The organism is Candidatus Defluviilinea gracilis, from assembly GCF_057138825.1.
Genome location: NZ_DBNHEF010000078.1, coordinates 26882 through 43956, shown reverse-complemented (window position 1 = coordinate 43956; position 17075 = coordinate 26882). Strand labels below are relative to the sequence as shown.

The 17075-nt window shown below is 49.4% G+C and carries 18 protein-coding genes; 2 read left to right on the top strand and 16 right to left on the bottom strand.

All coding sequences use genetic code 11. The features are described 5' to 3' along the window. Positions 1-7 precede the first annotated feature (7 nt). The 13 genes from AC16KF_RS15150 to AC16KF_RS15090 all read right to left on the bottom strand — a co-directional run bounded on the left by AC16KF_RS15150 (position 8) and on the right by AC16KF_RS15090 (position 13907). A complete protein-coding gene (locus AC16KF_RS15150; protein ID WP_484038180.1) occupies positions 8-1831 on the bottom strand; it encodes a DUF2142 domain-containing protein in 1824 nt (607 codons plus the stop codon). Then, positions 1828-2748, bottom strand: coding sequence for a dihydropteroate synthase (folP, locus tag AC16KF_RS15145; protein WP_484038179.1), 921 nt, complete (start codon positions 2746-2748; stop codon positions 1828-1830). The genes AC16KF_RS15150 and folP overlap by 4 nt, the downstream gene beginning before the upstream one ends. Before the next feature lie 79 nt (positions 2749-2827). Further along, positions 2828-3250: a hypothetical protein gene (locus AC16KF_RS15140; RefSeq protein ID WP_484038178.1), complete on the bottom strand. Its 423-nt coding sequence runs from the start codon at positions 3248-3250 to the stop codon at positions 2828-2830. Positions 3251-3341: 91 nt separating this feature from the next. After that, entirely contained in the window at positions 3342-4799 is a 1458-nt protein-coding gene (locus tag AC16KF_RS15135; RefSeq protein ID WP_484038177.1) for a hypothetical protein, read from the bottom strand. A gap of 511 nt (positions 4800-5310) precedes the next feature. After that, on the bottom strand, positions 5311-7518 hold the full coding sequence (locus AC16KF_RS15130; RefSeq protein WP_484038176.1) for a tetratricopeptide repeat protein: 2208 nt from the start codon (positions 7516-7518) through the stop codon (positions 5311-5313). Positions 7519-7573: 55 nt separating this feature from the next. Next, entirely contained in the window at positions 7574-7855 is a 282-nt protein-coding gene (locus AC16KF_RS15125) for a hypothetical protein (RefSeq protein ID WP_484038175.1), read from the bottom strand. A 124-nt stretch (positions 7856-7979) separates the two neighbouring features. Continuing rightward, positions 7980-8594 carry a DUF3800 domain-containing protein gene (locus AC16KF_RS15120; protein WP_484038174.1) on the bottom strand — a complete coding sequence of 205 codons (615 nt, stop codon included), beginning with the start codon at positions 8592-8594 and terminating at the stop codon, positions 7980-7982. A 15-nt stretch (positions 8595-8609) separates the two neighbouring features. Beyond that, on the bottom strand, positions 8610-9602 hold the full coding sequence (locus AC16KF_RS15115; RefSeq protein ID WP_484038173.1) for a glycosyltransferase family A protein: 993 nt from the start codon (positions 9600-9602) through the stop codon (positions 8610-8612). Positions 9603-9616: 14 nt separating this feature from the next. Then, the gene (locus AC16KF_RS15110; RefSeq protein WP_484038172.1) at positions 9617-10531 is read right to left on the bottom strand and encodes a hypothetical protein; all 915 of its coding nucleotides are present in this window, start codon (positions 10529-10531) and stop codon (positions 9617-9619) included. Positions 10532-10603: 72 nt separating this feature from the next. Next, the gene (locus tag AC16KF_RS15105) at positions 10604-11425 is read right to left on the bottom strand and encodes a cytidylyltransferase domain-containing protein (protein ID WP_484038171.1); all 822 of its coding nucleotides are present in this window, start codon (positions 11423-11425) and stop codon (positions 10604-10606) included. Positions 11426-11456: 31 nt separating this feature from the next. Then, positions 11457-12782, bottom strand: coding sequence for a DUF4910 domain-containing protein (locus AC16KF_RS15100; RefSeq protein WP_484038170.1), 1326 nt, complete (start codon positions 12780-12782; stop codon positions 11457-11459). 169 nt (positions 12783-12951) lie between these two features. After that, positions 12952-13569 (bottom strand): lamin tail domain-containing protein, encoded by a 618-nt coding sequence (locus tag AC16KF_RS15095; RefSeq protein WP_484038169.1) that lies wholly within the window; start codon positions 13567-13569, stop codon positions 12952-12954. A gap of 11 nt (positions 13570-13580) precedes the next feature. Then, positions 13581-13907, bottom strand: a complete 327-nt coding sequence (locus AC16KF_RS15090) for a hypothetical protein (protein ID WP_484038168.1) — start codon at positions 13905-13907, stop codon at positions 13581-13583. A 181-nt stretch (positions 13908-14088) separates the two neighbouring features. On the opposite strand from AC16KF_RS15090, the gene AC16KF_RS15085 reads away from it, so the two are divergent. Continuing rightward, positions 14089-14379 carry a type II toxin-antitoxin system Phd/YefM family antitoxin gene (locus tag AC16KF_RS15085; protein ID WP_484038167.1) on the top strand — a complete coding sequence of 97 codons (291 nt, stop codon included), beginning with the start codon at positions 14089-14091 and terminating at the stop codon, positions 14377-14379. Beyond that, positions 14360-14635, top strand: a complete 276-nt coding sequence (locus tag AC16KF_RS15080; RefSeq protein WP_484038166.1) for a Txe/YoeB family addiction module toxin — start codon at positions 14360-14362, stop codon at positions 14633-14635. Before AC16KF_RS15085 ends, AC16KF_RS15080 begins: the two co-directional genes overlap by 20 nt. A 35-nt stretch (positions 14636-14670) precedes the next feature. Here AC16KF_RS15080 and AC16KF_RS15075 read toward each other — a convergent pair whose 3' ends face one another. The 3 genes from AC16KF_RS15075 to AC16KF_RS15065 form a co-directional block, all read right to left on the bottom strand. Beyond that, positions 14671-15429, bottom strand: a complete 759-nt coding sequence (locus tag AC16KF_RS15075; RefSeq protein WP_484038165.1) for an AAC(3) family N-acetyltransferase — start codon at positions 15427-15429, stop codon at positions 14671-14673. Positions 15430-15608: 179 nt separating this feature from the next. Then, positions 15609-16748 (bottom strand): glycosyltransferase family 4 protein, encoded by a 1140-nt coding sequence (locus AC16KF_RS15070; RefSeq protein ID WP_484038164.1) that lies wholly within the window; start codon positions 16746-16748, stop codon positions 15609-15611. A gap of 18 nt (positions 16749-16766) precedes the next feature. Further along, complete coding sequence (locus AC16KF_RS15065; protein WP_484038163.1) at positions 16767-17066, bottom strand: hypothetical protein; 300 nt, start codon at positions 17064-17066, stop codon at positions 16767-16769. Positions 17067-17075 lie beyond the last annotated feature (9 nt).

Sequence of the window (17075 nt, the reverse complement as noted above, 5' to 3'; positions counted from 1 at the left end):
ATCTCCTTTACGGACCCGCGCACACATAATGGATCAACAAGTCGCTTCGATCTCTCGCATTTCCATCTATGGACAATTCACCGGGATAATAATCTCCGCGCGTGAGAAGCGCAATGACCATATCTTGCGGATTGGGAGTATCAACCATCAGTTGTATCTCAAACTCCCCGCCGCGCGAATCAGGCGGAAGGTCGGCAGGAATCGTCAGGTAGTCCTCCGGCACGATCTCTCGGAAGGGTATCCCTTTTTGAGCGACGATATTTTGCCTCTCGTCCAAGATGGTGAACAACAATTTTCCATCCGAATCATCAGGCACAGATTTGATGAACACAGACACCGACTGCAATCTGCCGCAGAAATTCGTAAACGACTGGCGGACTTCAACCCCATCATAAATTTCGGCTTGCGGGGCGTCTTCCTTTTCAAGATTTTTGTAGGTGGGCAGGGCGCACATCCCTCCTACATAGGCGTCATAGCCGCAGTAGGTGTAATAGGTTGTGTAGATGCCGATGGAGAAAAACACAGCGGTCAGCAGGATCGAGCCGAGACTAAAAAATTCCGCGAGCCGTCGTCTTTGTTCATTCGCCGCGACCAACCCTGCGAGACCCAGAAAAAACATCGGCGCGTATGGGATGTAATAGCGTCCATGCTTTGCGAGGGCAAGGACTCCGCCGGTGGCGTAATTCCCAACGAAGGCGACCGTGTAGGTTACGATACAAGCAAACACGAAGAACCCGATCAAAAAGAATCGAACCCCGCGAGGGATCGTCACACGTCCCGGCTCGGCAACGAATGCGGCGATGAGACCGATCAGCCAAATCAGATACAGCGGACTGGGGACTTTGCCTGCCCAATATCCATACGCGGCGATCCAGCCTTGGACTTGATACGGAAACGTCAGAACCATTCCCTGCACGAGCGGCGTGATGAATCCCATCGGGTCCGAAAGCATCGAACTCATCTGGCGCGGGACGCTTTGCTCTCCGCCTTGTCCGTATGTCGAAACATTGGTCGCGTAGACCGACCAGCCAACATTGAATATAGCCGATGCCGCCAACACGACGCCTAACAATAGAATCCATTTTTTTGAGGGGAAAGGATGCCGAACGAGAAGCAATAACAGCGGAAACAAAATAATCGCGCCGGGCTTTGCGCATCCCAGCAACAATGAAAGAAGGACCAACGCCCAAAGAGACGAAGACTTAATCTCCTGCTTTTCGTTCAGATAGATTCCGAGGACCAAACCGATGAAGGCGAAACTAAGTCCGTTCGTGAAGCCGTCCCCGTTCAGCGTGGACGCTTGAAACATGGCGCTGGGTGAAAGCGCGAGCAAAGCAAAGACCCACTTGCCGAACGGAATTTTGCGGATGGCGAAATATCCGCACAGGACATAGATCATCAACCCAGTGATCCGCAGAAGAATGATCGTCGGCAGAATTGGGAAATCGAACTTCCACCATAAGTATCTGCCGAGCAATGCCTGCGGTAAAAAAATGACAGGCGAATAGATGGACTGCGTCCCCTGCCCGTAACGAAGATTATCAGAAGCGCCAAACCGCCGCAGAAAATTTTCGCGGCTGAACAAGTCGAAGGCAGGCGACTGCGCGAGCCTGCGTTGATACGAAAGTTCAAACACCTCCTGGTGAATGCTCACGTTTGAAAAAACGGGCAGGTACTCATTCTCCGACATGTAATAAATGCGCACGAGATGCCGCTCTTCGTCGAAGCCCGCTCCATACGGAATTGTCACGCAATAAAAAATTCCGATCAGCAAGCCAGCGATCAGAAAAAAATTTGCCGCGTCAAACAATTTATTTTTTCGTTCGATCACTCCGCGTTCTCCTTTCGCTTGCGCGCAATCGCATCCGTCATCTTTGCCACGCGCGTCATCTCTTTCACATCATGCACGCGGATGATGTCTGCGCCGCGCGTGATGCCCACTGCCACGGTCGCGGCTGTCCCTTCGACTCGCTGGTCGGCGGGCAGATCGAGCGTGAAGCCGATGAACGATTTTCTGGATGAGCCCAACAGCACGGGATACCCCAACGCGCGGATTTCATCCAGCCTGTTGATCAACTCGAGATTATGCTCGCGCTTCTTTCCGAACCCGATGCCTGGGTCCAAGATTATGAGCGACTCTTCCACCCCGGCCTTTTTCGCGATCTCCACGCTGACGAGTAGCTCGCGCTTCACATCTTCGATCAGATCTTCATACTCGGAGCCAATGTACGCATTCCCAAGCCGCTCACGGACTTCGACACTCGCGGGATTACTGCGGTTGTGCATCAGGATCACTGGCACACGAAAAGCCGCCGCAACCGAAGCAAGCCGAGGGTCGGCACGAAGCGCCCAGACGTCGTTGAGAATGTTCGCGCCTGCTTTGAATCCCGCCTCGGCAACATCCGCTTTGGAGGTGTCAATCGAGATGAGCGCGTCGGGAAAATTTTTGCGGATGTCTTGAATGACGGGGATCACGCGCGCGAGTTCTTCCTCGGCGGTGACGGGTTGCGAACCGGGGCGAGTCGATTCGCCGCCGATGTCGAGGATGTCTGCGCCGTTTTTCAAAAATTGTTTTGCTTGTTCGAGTGCGGGAGACTTGCCCTCACCCCGTCCCTCTCCCGAGGGGAGAGGGGGTATCAGCCCGTCGCCTGAAAATGAATCGGGCGTGATGTTGAGGATGCCCATCACGTATGTTTTGCTTCCCCACTTGAATGTGAAGTTTCCAACTTGCAGAGAGTCGGATTTCATCGCGCGTGTTTGTTTGTATGCAACTTGCGCTTCGACTGCGCGGCGCGAACATCACGCGCCACTCCGCTCAGCGCGGAAATCATGGGATCTGATCCAACGGGCGCGCGAGCCAGGCTTCGGCTTCGTTGATGTCGGAAAAAATTTTCATCGCGGCGGCGGTGCCTGCCAGCGCGAGCGCGGCAACTTCGCGGATCGAGCCTGCCACTTTTTCATCGGCGACGACAACCGCGACGCGAATATTTCTTGCAGACGGATCGCTGTTCGCTTCGACCGCCGCGCGGATGGCTTTTTCGGGAATCTCTTTCACCGCGCGTAAGTCGTATAAATTTCGCGTGCGTCCTGTTGCGCCAAGCAAATGTTCCATCGCAAATTCGCGCCAATCGTTGAGAGTCGCGTCGGATAGATCGGTAAAGGTAAGCGTCATGCCGCCATCGCCGCGCCGCACGACGGTCATGCCGACGCCGGGTTTGGGTTTCCAATTGAGGGGTTTGATTTCAGTCATGGGAATGCCTCCGAGGTGATTATATCGTACCAAACCTCTTTACCGCGAAGCGCGCGAAGAACGCGAAGAAAACCTTTAACTCTTTGCGACCTTAGCGGTCTTTGCGGTTCGTTTTTTCCAACACACTCAGGATGTATTCCGCCGTGCGTTTGCCCGACATTCCATCGGTGAAGGTGATCTCATCCGCGACGAATTTCCGCCTCTCCTCCGCGTCGACGGTTGGATTCGCCAAGTAGAGATTTAACGCGTCTCGAAGCTGACTCTCGTTTTCGGCGACGCGTCCTGCTTTCGCCTCGCGGAATCGTTTGTGCGTGGGCCAGTCGCCAATCTCTTTCAGTGACAGTGAAAATTTATTTTTCTTATTCCACCCCCCAGGGATATCAATCGTCGCGGCGATCATCGGCGTATCGTGGACAGCGGTCTCGACCAGCATCGTCGAATAGACCGTCACCACTACATCCGAATATGCCATCATGGAGGATTTCTCGTCCATGTCTTCGCCGCCGTAGTAGCCGAGCGATCCGCCCAACGCGACGGGTTGGACAACGTGGACGTGCGGATATTTCTTCTCTAAATCAAATACTCTTGCGCGTTCTTCGGCGAAGATCTTCGGCCTATCCTGAAAATGACTCGGGTGCAGTCGAATCAACAACTGCGAAGGTTCTGCCAACGAATCGGATGAGACCAACTTCGCCAATGCTTCGATGTTCGGATAGTTCGGCGCGAAATGGACAAAACTACTGGCGTACGAAATTAATTTGCGATTGGGATCGAGTTTATGTAACTTGAAATATTCATCACGCGGCATGAGCCATTGCTTGCGGAAGTATCCATCATACGATGGGATGCCGCCGATATTGACGTTTTCAGGCTGCCAGTCCGAGCCGTAGACCAGTTCATCCTTTTGCAGTTGCGACCAACACGTTGCATACTGCACACCCGCGCCTGAGACGTTGTACGACGATGAATTGTCCCAGCCGACGATGACGGTCATGTTTGGGATTCCGCGTTTGGCGGATTCGCGCAGGAGGTAACGATCCATGCGCCAGCCTGGAGTCGAAGCGATGACTAAATCGGGTTCGTATTTGTCGAATAAGTCAGAATAAATATTTGTTGTGAAGCGATTTTGAATCTTCACAAGGAGTTTTCTTGCCCATGAAAAATTTCGCAATAACAAAATCATCAATGCAGATGGAATCCAAATCCCTAAGCGAAACTTCCAACCGTTCTCTGCCCACACTTCCCAGATGTGACTGTCCATGGCTTCGGTGTTGATGCGGCGCGAACCGCCGACGCGGCGCAGGTAGGCGAGGAGCCATTGGAGGCGGGGTTGAATTTTTTTGGCATAGTCGTTGGCTTGTTGGAGGCGGAGGCTTTCGAATGTAAGACCGTGAAGCGTGAAGCGTGAGGCGAGCTGTGCGACAATCGCATCATCGGTGAGGAGGATGACGTCGACGCCCGCGTTGAGCAATGTTGGGATAACGTCGCTTTGCAGGAAGTAGATGATCGCCATGCCGTGGTCGGCGGAGATGAAGATTCTTTTAGTCATGTAGTTTGGTGGTCGCGTGGTTGGATAGTCGGAAGATGATCCGCTTCTTTCCTGGTTTGAACTGATTCGGCTTCGGGAGATTCTATCTCATCTTCAACCCCGCCCGACGATGAACCATCGGGCTATTCCTACAAAGGACGCTATAAGCGTCCTAGCCGACTTTCAGTCGGCTTTGTAAATGTAGCACGGACGTTCACGTCCGTGCGGGATTGCCATGCCGTGGTCGGCGGAGATAAAAATTCGTTTCATATCTGATGGGTTTTACTCGCTTCGAGATTCGGCGGGATAAATCCCTGCCTCAGTACGTGAAAGTCCGCTCAAAGCGGACTCGCGCATCCAGCGCGAAGCGCTTCCATGTACTGAGCGTGCGGCTTCAGCCCAGCGTTTGCCATACCGTGGTCGTCGGAGATGAAAATGCGTTTCATATTTGATGGATTTTACCCGTTTTGAGACTTAGCAAAACACACATACCGACTTGTAGATTCGCCAAGAGTGCGGGAAAAATTGTCAACTATGGCTTTTGCCCAGTAAGTTCTTCGTATTTCTTGAAATCGGCGTCAGCCTCGACAGTTTTGCCAAGCGCTTGGTAAGCTAAACCACGAGGATAGTAAGGATCTGCATTTTTGGGATCAAGTTCTATTGCTTTGTCGAAATCTTGAATAGCAAGCTCATATTCCCCAAGCAACGCATAAGCAAGTCCACGATTGAAGTAAGCATATGCATCTTGAGGATTAAGTTCTATTGCTTTGCTGTAATCTTGAATTGAGAGCTCGTGTTTTCCTTGGTTATCATAAGCAAAGCCGCGATTAAGATAAGCCTCTGCATCTTGAGGATTAAGTTCTATCGCTTTGTTGAAATCTTGAATCGCTTGCTCGTTTTCTTCTAAAAAATAATAAGCTCGACCACGAAAGAGGTATGCATTTGCGTCCTGGGGATTGAGTTCTAAAGCCTTATTGTAATCTTGAATAGAGTGTTGATATTCTTCCAAATCACTATAAGCTAAACCGCGACTGATATAAGCTGTCGCATCTTGAGGGTCAAGCTCTATAACCTTATCAAAGTCTTGAATAGCACGTTCATATTCTCCAAGGAAGCCAAAGGCTACGCCTCGGTTACGGTAAATGAATGGGTTTTGTGGATCAAGTTCTATAGCCTTATCATAATCTTGGATGGCACGCTCATAATACCCCAGATAAGCATAAGCTAAACCACGATTAAGATAAGCCCGCTTGTCTTGAAAGTTTTGGATACCAAATTCGAAGGCATTGTCAATATCTTGTATGGTGCGCTCATATTCCCCTAACACGAAATAAACCGAACCACGATTGAGATAAGCAAGTGGGTTTTTGGGGTCAATCTCTAAAGCCTTATCGAAATCTTGAATAGCACGTTCATATTCTCCTAAATTGGTATATGCACTTCCGCGATCATTGTAAACGCCTGTCAATTGAGGATCAATTTCGATAGCTCTATTGTAATCTTGAATGGCACGTTCATATTCTCCTAAAGCTCTATGAACGCTTCCACGATTGAGATAAGCCTCTGCAAATTGAGGGTTGATATCAATCACCTTATCAAAATCTTGTATAGCACGCTCGTAGTCTCCTGAAATCGCATAGACCGAACCACGATTAAGATAAGCTCGTGCATATTGAGGGTTGATCTCAACAGCTTTGTCATAGCTTTGAATAGCACGCTCGTAGTCTCCTAACAACATATAAGCTAAGCCACGGTTGTAATAAGCAGCTGAAAATTGGGGATTATGTTCAATAGCATGGTCAAAGTCTAGAACAGCTTGGTCTAATTTATTGATATCACTCTTTGCGATGCCCCTATAGAAATAGATATTAGCAAGATTCTCAAGAATCTCTGGTTTCTCTTTCATATTTTGAATTGACAGATCAAACCGAGCAATAGCAGAGTCGTAGCGGTAAGATTCGTAATCAATGATGCCAGCCAAAAATGAGATTAATGCACTTGTCTCTAAACCTGCCTGTTGCTGAAAAGAGAATGATTCGAGTTCCGCTAATGTTGTAGATGGTTGTAAGGTTGTACTTTCTTCAAGAGGATAAAGTTGTTCAGGAGTCAGATTTTCGATATGCACGGTGATATTCGGGTTTTCAGTGGGACGATACCATCCCCAAAGCACAATATCAGCTAGATAACGCTCGCCTAATTTGCGTGCATAATCGCTACCCTGAGTTAATGTAATAACATCATCGATAATTACAATTTCGACATCTTCATCATTTGAAAAATCCGCATTCAGATTTTCTATGATTTCATTACGTAATCCATATACTTCTTCCGGCCCCTCGAAGGCGGCAATCATTATTACTAATTTTTCTTTGAGCTCCTGTCTGTGTTTCCCAAGTAAATACATTCCCACAAGTGCGCTCAATAATAAAATCACTAAACCAACCCTTACAATTCGCCTAGCAGGTTGAGAATATCGAGGACTTGTTTCTGGGATCTTGGCTCCTATTGGAAATGAGACCTTCAAATATACAGTCTTTTTACTGAACCCCACCCATCCCAACATAATGACGATGATGATTAATGCTGCGCCTGCTGTTATAGATGTCACCGTCTCCTGATCCCCCAACCACATCTTATAGTAGTTATACACCAAAGTAATCACCCCAATAAAGCCTGCAAGAGGTAGCCACAATTTCTTGAGCAGTTCAAAGAGATCGTTATCAGGCGGTTTGTCTGGCATAATCGCTCCGTATACTATTTATACCTAACATTCGTTGAAAATGTCATCTTTAACCCTACGAATAATACCAACTGAAAATCCTGTTATACACCGCCAGCAAAATCTTCTTGATAAACCCAACTTCCAACACGCGCTTTCCCCATCCAACTTTCTTCTTTCCTCTTTCTTGTCCCAACTCCCCTCTCAAATACCCCAGCGTATTGGACATATTCATCGCCAGCGGATCGGAGACCATCAGCCGCAACAAGCCCGCATCGTTCATGCGCTTGTCCAACTGGCGGACTTGCCCCATCGGCTTGTCCATGTCAAAGGGCAGGAAAAGTTGGCTTGAATTCATTTTTACAAGTGAGTATAATGCATGTATAAAAGCCGCAAGGCTTACCCCGTCTCGCGAAAAGTGGCCGCCTGTGGCCGCCTGCCCCCATCTATGTTGATGGACAAGGCTAGCGAGACGGGTTGCTTTAATACTCGAATACTTCTACCAACTTGTCCTTTATATAATCAATGGCTTCGCTGTCGTTCTTTGTATCACGGCGAAGGATTGCTCCCGCCACTAGATCTGCAACTTGAATCAAGTCTTCACTTCGGGAGCGTCGGAAGAAAACGCGGCTAAACCCATGCTGAATACCACGCACTTTCAACATGCGTTTTAATTTGACCAATGCGACATTGGCAGAGCCAACTTCATCCAAAATCAGGGTTCCCTTCTCGCGGACTTTTATGGGAATACGGTCTATCAATTCGGTAACAAGATACAGATAAAAATCCATTCCGTCGAGGATGCGAAGAGGCTCAGGGATTGTAGTCTTATCCACAATCAACGCCCAAGCCTTGAAGTTGGCCGCTTGAAGAGCAGATAGAGTCTTCTCGCGCAATTTCTTTGTAGTTAACACATTGAAATGAAATTCAAACCCTTTTGCGTAGTGTTCGCGTTTACGCAAATTTTCCAAAACAGAACGAAGTCCGTCGGCATCCTGAGTACCAACGAGCGCAACCACAAAATAACGAGAGGCTCCCTTTTCAAAGTTGAGACTGGCATCTCCCGCTTCATCGCCTGCAAGTGTAAAAGTTGTCATTGGATTAACCTTCCGCTATGAATAGTACCAACCAAAGATCTTGTTATACACCGCCAGCAAAATCTTCTTGACAACTCCAACTTCCAACACGCGCTTCCCCAAGCCTTCTTTCTTCCCCTTCGGGGACGATGTCTTTCCTCTTTCCTTCCCCAACTCCCCTCTCAAATACCCCAGCGTATTGGACATATTCATCGCCAACGGATCAGGGACCATCAACCGCAACAAACCCGCGTCGTTCATGCGCTTGTCCAACTGGCGGACCTGTCCCATCGGCTTGTCCATGTCAAAGGGCAGGAATTGTTTCAGTGAGGATTTATACGCGGTGAACTGCCAGTGACTCGCGCCAACCATCGCGGTCACGTCCTTCGACTGCGCTCCGCTCCGCTCAGGACGGTAAGTCAATCTCCAGTCTCTAGTCTCCGCATAGACTTTTCTATTCTCTTCCTCAGTCTGCCCCAGCGACAAGTTGAATTCCAAAAACGTTTCCCACGGAATGAATTGACCTTCTTCCAACTTCGCGTTTTCCCGCGCCCACTTGAGAGTCGACTCGTAAAACTCAGGCGGCGTGCGGAAGGGACGCGCCGTCACCATGCCAACATTTGGAAAAGTCTCTAAAATTTCAACGGAACGCGAGAGCCACTTCGGGGAGAACAACACGTCGCTGTCGGTGTAGGCGATGATCTCGCCAGGCGCGCCCACCAGCATCACATTCCACGCGCCGCCCTTGCCCATGTTCTTTTCGGACAGAATCAAATATTGGATTCGCCCTTCTTCTTTTTCTTTCACGAGAAAGTCGCGCACTTCGGCGCATGAACCGTTGTCAAAGACCATCAAGTCGAAGGGCAGACCCGCGTCCTTGCGCATGGATTCGAGCGAGACTTTCAGCACCTCGAGCGTCTCAGCGTAGAATCCGCTCAGGAAGGGGATGTAGTTCAACAAAGCCACGGTGATCCGTTCGGGCTTGGCAACATCTTTGACGAACTTGGCAGGGTTTTGACCTTTACGCATTTTCGATTTCCGATTTACGAATTACGATTTACGATTTTTTTGATTCGCTTCTGCCATCTCTTCGGTCTTACAACATTCTCGATCATATTTTCTGGCAAAAAGAAAAAGATCGCACGCAAAAACAATTCCAACTTGCGCGTCAATCTCAGCGACGTCATCTTCGGGCGGATAAGTTTACCATCCGCGAGTTGATGCGTCGCGTCTAAAATTGTGTAGCGCACATTCGCCTGTCCGCCCGCGAGACGGATATTTTCATTCGTTTCGGGATGTTCGTGGTGCGATTTGCCATCAGGCAGATGCGAGTAATCGTGATTTTGATGCACGATCATCACCGACGGCGTGCAATCAATCACAGCCCAGCCTTCCTTCCGCGCTTTGTAGATCATCCAATTGTCCCAGCCCGCGCGACCGATCGTAAAGTTCGGGACATCTTGATAACAGGATTTTGGGAAGAGGAAAAAATCGCTTCCTGCGGGACGGTGGAGAGAGCCTACTGCGTAAGCCATACTGCGTAATTTGTCTTGCCAGTCATTGGCGAACTCAAGCGGTTGAGTTACATCGAGATCCCAACGCTGACTAAGAAGGACGAATTTCGACCTTTGACTTTTGACATGCTTTGCGGCTTCAATAAAATCATCCATCAAAATCATATCCGCGTTGACGATGCACAGCAGGTCGCTGTCCGAGTGTTCGCGGGCAAGTTGAAACATGGATGAGATCAGCGGCACGCCCGATTCATTCCGCGCCACGTTGGGGATGTGCTTCACACCCAATTCACGCGCGGCTTCGGCAAGACCCGTCTCTTCGCCAAGCAAAATAACTTCGACATCGTAGAGAAGAGTCCATGAGCGGATAGCATTGCGCTGAATCATCGCGATGTGAGGGTTGGTAAAGGGTTTGGGGGCGGAGAAGAGGGTGAGTAAAGTCATCAGTGATCAGTTTTTAGTACCGCAAGATTTATCTTGCGCCCCCCCAGCGGCAACATGAATGTTGCGGTACGTTTACTTCTTGAGCGCGCGTTTATCAACATCCTTCAACGTCTTATGTTGCACGCCCGCATTGATCTTCATCAATTCGGGATGATCGTGAACCAGGTCCAAAACTTCCTTCCACGAGAAATCATCGCGTCCGTTGAAGTGGGCATAGACTTGGCGCATGAATTCCAAGTCTTCGGGCGTGTCCACCGTCCAGCGGTAGTCGCCGAAGTCAGTGACGTGGTGGAGCAGGGCGATATTATATCCGCGCGGGGAGGTGCCAGTTTGGAGTGATCGGTTATCAGTGATCAGTTGTACACCTTCGTAGAGATAGGGCATTACATGTTCACGGTGTTGAGGCTCTTTGGCTTTTTTCCACGCCTGCTCCAATGCGGTAAACGTGCAGACTTCGGTATCCAGACCAATCGGGTAAGTTCTTTTCCATGGAGGCGGAAGCCGATTCGCCGCAAAATCCACTGATGACTGTTCACTGATTACTGTTCTAACTACCTTATCAATCAACTCAGGGTCAATCACTGGACAATCCGCCGTGACACGCACAACCACATCCGCCTTCGTGGATTTGGCGGCTTGATAGTAACGGTCGAGCACATCGTAGAGACTGCCGCGCGTGAACGGGATTCCGCTGAAGTCGCAGTATTCGGCGACGGGGTCGTCGGACGCGTCCGTCGTCGTGGCGAACAAGGTTTGGGAAACAGAAGCAGACCGCGAGGTCCGAACGAAGACGCGTTGTAACATCGGTTGACCCGCGATGTCGGCGAGAATCTTCCCAGGCAAACGCGATGACGACATGCGTCCCTGAATGATGGCGACTACGTTTGGTTTCATGGTTTCTAGTAGGACAAATTGGCAATTTGTCCTACGATGTCTCTCCTTCAAATGGAATGGGAAGCGGAGTCACAAATCCTTTCACGCTGAATTTTTCAACATACTCGTAAACAGTTTGATAATCGAGACCGACCTGCTCGGCGATGTCGAAGATGCTGTGCTGACCTTCGAAGCGCATCATAATTTTTTCGATAGCGCGGTTGAGCGCCCAATTGTCGCGCCAATCCACCCAGAGACCGTGACCGCTGAGAAAAACGGGACCGCGGAAGGTGCGCTTGGGAATGTAGTTGCTGGCGTAGATGCGGATGATGTCTTCGGCGATTCGCGCCGCGCCGATGAGCATGTCCTCGTGGATGATGTCGAGATTATCGTCGGTGGTGTGATACTCGTCGTATGGGAAACGGTTGAGCGAGATGCATGGCACGTTGACGCCAGGTCCGTTGATGACGCGCTCGTCGTTGGCGGGAGCCGCCGCAAATTCTCGCACCTCATGATCCGTATCTCGTAACACGTAACTCGTAACTCGATCTAAAAGATGTGTGTGTTGCCGCGTATGATGCCATGCAATTTTATTTTTGTTGCCCGTCATCTCCATGAAAATTCCGCCGCGCAGATTCGGGATGAGCGACTCGTTGTGCGCGAGCCAGGCGATCGTGCCGATGGTCTCGGGTCCAAACCAAAAGCGGACGCTCATCGAGCCAGCGGGAAGCGGATTCTCTGCGAGTCGCCGCGCCAACTCGATCGCGCTGACTACGCCCGCGCCGTCGTCGTTGGCTTGCATCGGGTGACACGTATGCGCCTGCACAAGGAACTCACCCGCTGAGGGGTTCGCTCCGCCCTGCGGATGGACAACAGCCATAGCGACTTTGAATCCCTGCCTGGGATCGGTGATGAATTCAGACTTGATGACCGCGTGATACTTCTTGTCGCGTGGGAGTTTGTCGAACGTGTTCTTCGGCAGACAGAATCCCCAGTCGCGTTCGTAGTATTTGAAAACCCACGGCACGGTGTGCGGACGCTTCTCGTTGAAATACAAATGCGGCTGGAGTTCTTCAAAGGTCAGTACTTTATCAACGGGTAACGAGTACGAAACAATATGAAGCGGATTGTCCTTGAAATCCACGATGCGCTCGCCATCTTCGGTTTCCAAATACGCATCATGGACAACATATCGCTCAGGCACTTTCCATGTCCAGACTTGAGTCAGCGGCGCGTAGGTCTCGATGGTGTAGTTGGACGAGTCGGGCATATACGAGCCGACGATCTCCAACGTCTTGTCATGGTCGTCGGAGGCGAGGGTGCGGTGCAGAGGAAAGAATTCCGCGAGGATGGATTTGAGGGAGGAGTAGGGTTTCATAATCTTTGATTCAGCGGGCTAAAGCCCTGCCTCAGTTCTTGAAAGTCCGCTCAAAGCGGACTTGGCTACGCCAGCCCGAAGGGCTTCCATGTACTGAGCAGGCGGCTTTAGCCCCGCTCGTTTTTCCGCGAGGATGGATTTGAGGGAGAAGGCTTCACCTGAAGATACATCAAGGATAATAATCCCCCGCACCAGGATTGCCATTCTCCACAATTCGCCAATTATTTTTGTTATCAGGTGATGATAAAACAATTCGCTCTACCGAATAACAATCATTAATTGGAAAAGGGAAATTATCCTGTCTTTCACTCTGAATGTTATGAGGTGAAGAGCCATACGAAGGAGCGCCATAGGTTGACATAACTTCGTTCATAAAATCTTGAGTTCCCTGATACAAAACCAACACTGAGTAAGGAAGAGAATTTCCGAGCAAACTAATGCTATCAAGTCCAAGATATTCAGAATTTCCAAGAGATAGAAGTATCGTACCTTTCGGAAACCTATAAGGCAAACTGTATTTTCCATCATCAATATAGTATAGTGGAGACAGAATAATCGCATAGGAATTTGGGGGAATGATCGTGGTGTCAGTAATAACATCTTCACCCATATCCACACTAGGATTTACGGCATCCCAAGACACAATTACATCTGGCGTGCCTTGACCATTCGCATTAGTCGCAATCCACCATCCATTCACGTTTACGTCACCAGTCCCATAATTATATATTTCAACGTATTCGTTTTTATTTGGACCACTAAAAGCAAAACTACAAGGAACAGACATGACCTCAGATATTACGATTTCCCCTCCCCAACTATCGGTGTAAATGGAATTGGTTGCGTATCAATTGGAAGAACAGCAGAGGTGTTTGTGGGCAGTGTTGGCGTTTTCGTTTCAGTGGAAACAGGTAATTCTGTTTGAAAAACTGGCAAATAAAGAGAAATACCGCCTAAGAGCAAGATGACACCTATTAGCGTCGAAGATATTCGCTGACCTTGCGATGGCTTCGATCCAGATATTTTTTTAATTGGAAAAATTGAAATAAACAAAAAGATAATCCCCCCGATAACCAGCAGGGTAGGTATTGGGGTACCTAGTAATGTGGTAACAAGTTCACCCATAGAGATACTCCTATCGATTGCCCTTCAGCAATGGTTTTTTTCTTGTTATATCACAACAAAAACGGCCCCCCTTCATCCCGCACGCACGCCCTTGAACCATCACCCATTTTGGCAACAATTTTATCTTGACAATCCTCTACTTTCGTCGTACAGTATTCCTGTACAGATTGGAGAGACCTATATGACCATCGAATTTACCTACACCAGCGCACGCGAGAAACTCGCCAACCTGCTAGACCGTGTCACCAAAGACCGTGAAGTGGTCATCATTCAACGGCGCGGCTCTGAGGATGTTGCCATGATCTCAGCCGATGAACTTGCCAGCCTGACCGAAACTGCATATCTAATGCGTTCAGCACAAAACGCCCAGCGGATATTGTCCGCTTTGGCGCGGGCGTTGAAGAATGAAGGTCAAGCCAAGAGCATGGACGACTTGCGCCAAGAGGTGGGTCTTGAAGCAGAAAAAGCGTGAGGCGGTCTTTCAACCTGAATTTATTGAAGACCTCCGTTTTTGGGTCGGGACAGATCGCAAACTTGCTTTGCGCGTCTTTGAATTGATTGACTCAATCTTGAGAGACCCATTTGAAGGCATTGGCAAACCCGAGCCGCTCAAATATCTTGGCGCGGGCTGTTGGTCGCGCAGGTTGACACAGGAACATCGCATTGTCTATCTCGTGCGCGATAATCGAATTGACTTTCTGCAAGCGAGATATCATTACAGCAAATAAGTCACAACCACTCTCCGCTTTCTACTTTCCACTCTCTATTTCTCCTTCTTCACATAATACAACAAAAACGGATCGCGCCTCATCTCGCGTGCCGTAAATTCATACACCTCATTCGCCTTCATCAACTTCACATCCGCATTACCAATCTTCGCCGACTGGATCACGCCTGCCTGTTCCATCAACGCGCCCATCGGGTTAACTTCCGTCACAACGCCCTTATCAATATCGCGCACGAGCATCTCGAACGTATCCGTATACGTGACTCCATTCTCGTCCGTCACCTCGCCTGTGAACTGTTTCAGGAAACGATAATCCACGCCCTCCATTTGCTCGATATGATGAAAGAACGTCATGCTGTTCGTATACGACAGTCCGATCACCATAATCTTCGCATCGAGATCGCGCAACTTCCCAAACACCGAGTTCCGTTCATACGCGCTCTTGTATCGCAAACTTCCCAGTATCTCGGCGTGCTTCCCCAAAATCGCAAATGAATAAAACGGATGAAACACCCGCTTCGCGCGCGGGTCGAGCCGCACCAGTTCCGTCAACACGCCCATCTTCGACGGCGTCGTCCGCACATCCCACGCCGCGCCTTTGTTGAAATCAAAATTGAACGTCGGCATGATCAGCGTCCCGTCCACACCGAGCACAACCTCCAACGCGCGGATCACCGTCTGCGGTCCGCCGTCCACCTCGCCGAACGATTTATACGAACTATGCACCAGCAACGTATCCCCTTCCTCCACGCCCAGCGAGCGAAACCCCTCGACAAGATTTTCAAACGTAAGCATCTTTATTCTCCAGAATTCCAACTCTTCAACTTTTATCCACACTGACGCACGCTTCGCTCCCAGCCGACAATTGATTCGCTTCGATCAACCTTTTCTCCCCTTCGCTCTGAGCGAAGTGCCGATCCTGAGCGACAGTCGAAGGACGGCACGCAGTCGAAGAGTCTCTGTGCGCTCTGTGGCTAACCGCTCTTGACCATCTCATATGCCTCAAGTAGTTTACCAAAATTCCTCCTCCAATCCGCCCTCTCCTCCGCCGTCTTCCGTGCTAATTCTCCAATTCTCCTAAATTCTCTCTTCTTTTTTATCGCAAACAGAATCTTCTCCGCCAGATCATCCACATCCCCATCACGGAAAGTCCACCCATTGACTCCATCCTCAATCCATTCTTTATTCCCCGCAATATCAGACACCAAACACGGAAGCCCGCTCGCCATCGCCTCCATCAACGTCACGGACGAACCGTCCACATGCGACGGGGAAATATAAACATCCGCCATGTGATACCAGCGCGGCAAATCGCGTTGACCGACCTGTCCGCCGAAGTGAACTCGATCCATCACACCGCCATTCATCAATATCTTGCGGATGCTGGCTCCCTGCGACCCGCCTCCCAGCAGAATCAAATTCACATTCGGGTTTTCATTCGCCACTTTGACAAACGCTTTCACTAAAACATCCACACCGTAAATTGATTCCCATGTCCTACTACAAAAAAGAGTAATCACTTTCGACTGTTTACTGCTCACTGATAACTTCTTTTTACCTCTCGTCTTTTTCCACTTTCCACTTTCCATTCTGCGCGGAACAAAATGCTCAATATCCGTTCCCCATGGAAAAATAACCGTTCTTTCTGGATTCATTCCAAAAGAAACAGCCTTATCTCTTGAAACCCTCGCATCGCTCGTAAAGAACGCCGACTTACGCAGTACGTGGTACGTAATACGTTTCATCCACCAACTGCTCTCCGCATCCATCACCAAATCATACCCCCACGACATCGTCAGCAAGTGACGGAATCCGCTCAACGCCACGAGAAACGCGCAATTCTGAATCGGACCCGCGTGAATCAGATCAGGCTGAATTTCTTTGATCACACGTCGAAGATCGAAGGTCAAACGCGGCACATCCCGCCAGCGGAATTCGCTCCGCCCGCCTGCCCACAAAATCTGCTCAACATTCGCAGGGACAGGACGATCCTCCGTTTGCCGAGTCGTCGCCTCGAGTTGCAAAAAGAAGATTTCATGTTCCGTTTGTGCCAACGAAGACAGAAACCGATAATCGTGAGGAGTGTAGTTCTTGCTGAAATAAATGACTTTCAAAGTTTCACGTTCCAAGTGTCAGGTGTCAAGTTTCAGGCTACTATCGATTACAGCCGTTCCAATCAACAAATTGTCTTTACGGTGTTCGAGATAAATTTCATCACCAGCCGCTCTAAAAGCCAAAAAATATTCCGCTGATTCGTAACCATTCTCTCTGATCCATTGTCGGGCAGCATCTTCATGGCTTATATCACTTGGAATTCCTTCGAGCGCCATTACCACCCCTTCAGCAGGGAGAATCAGGGTGGGTATGTAATCAGCAATACCGCTTTCTCGAATTACAGTCATAGTTATGCTTCGGAATTCTGCGATGTCCATTTTCCTATC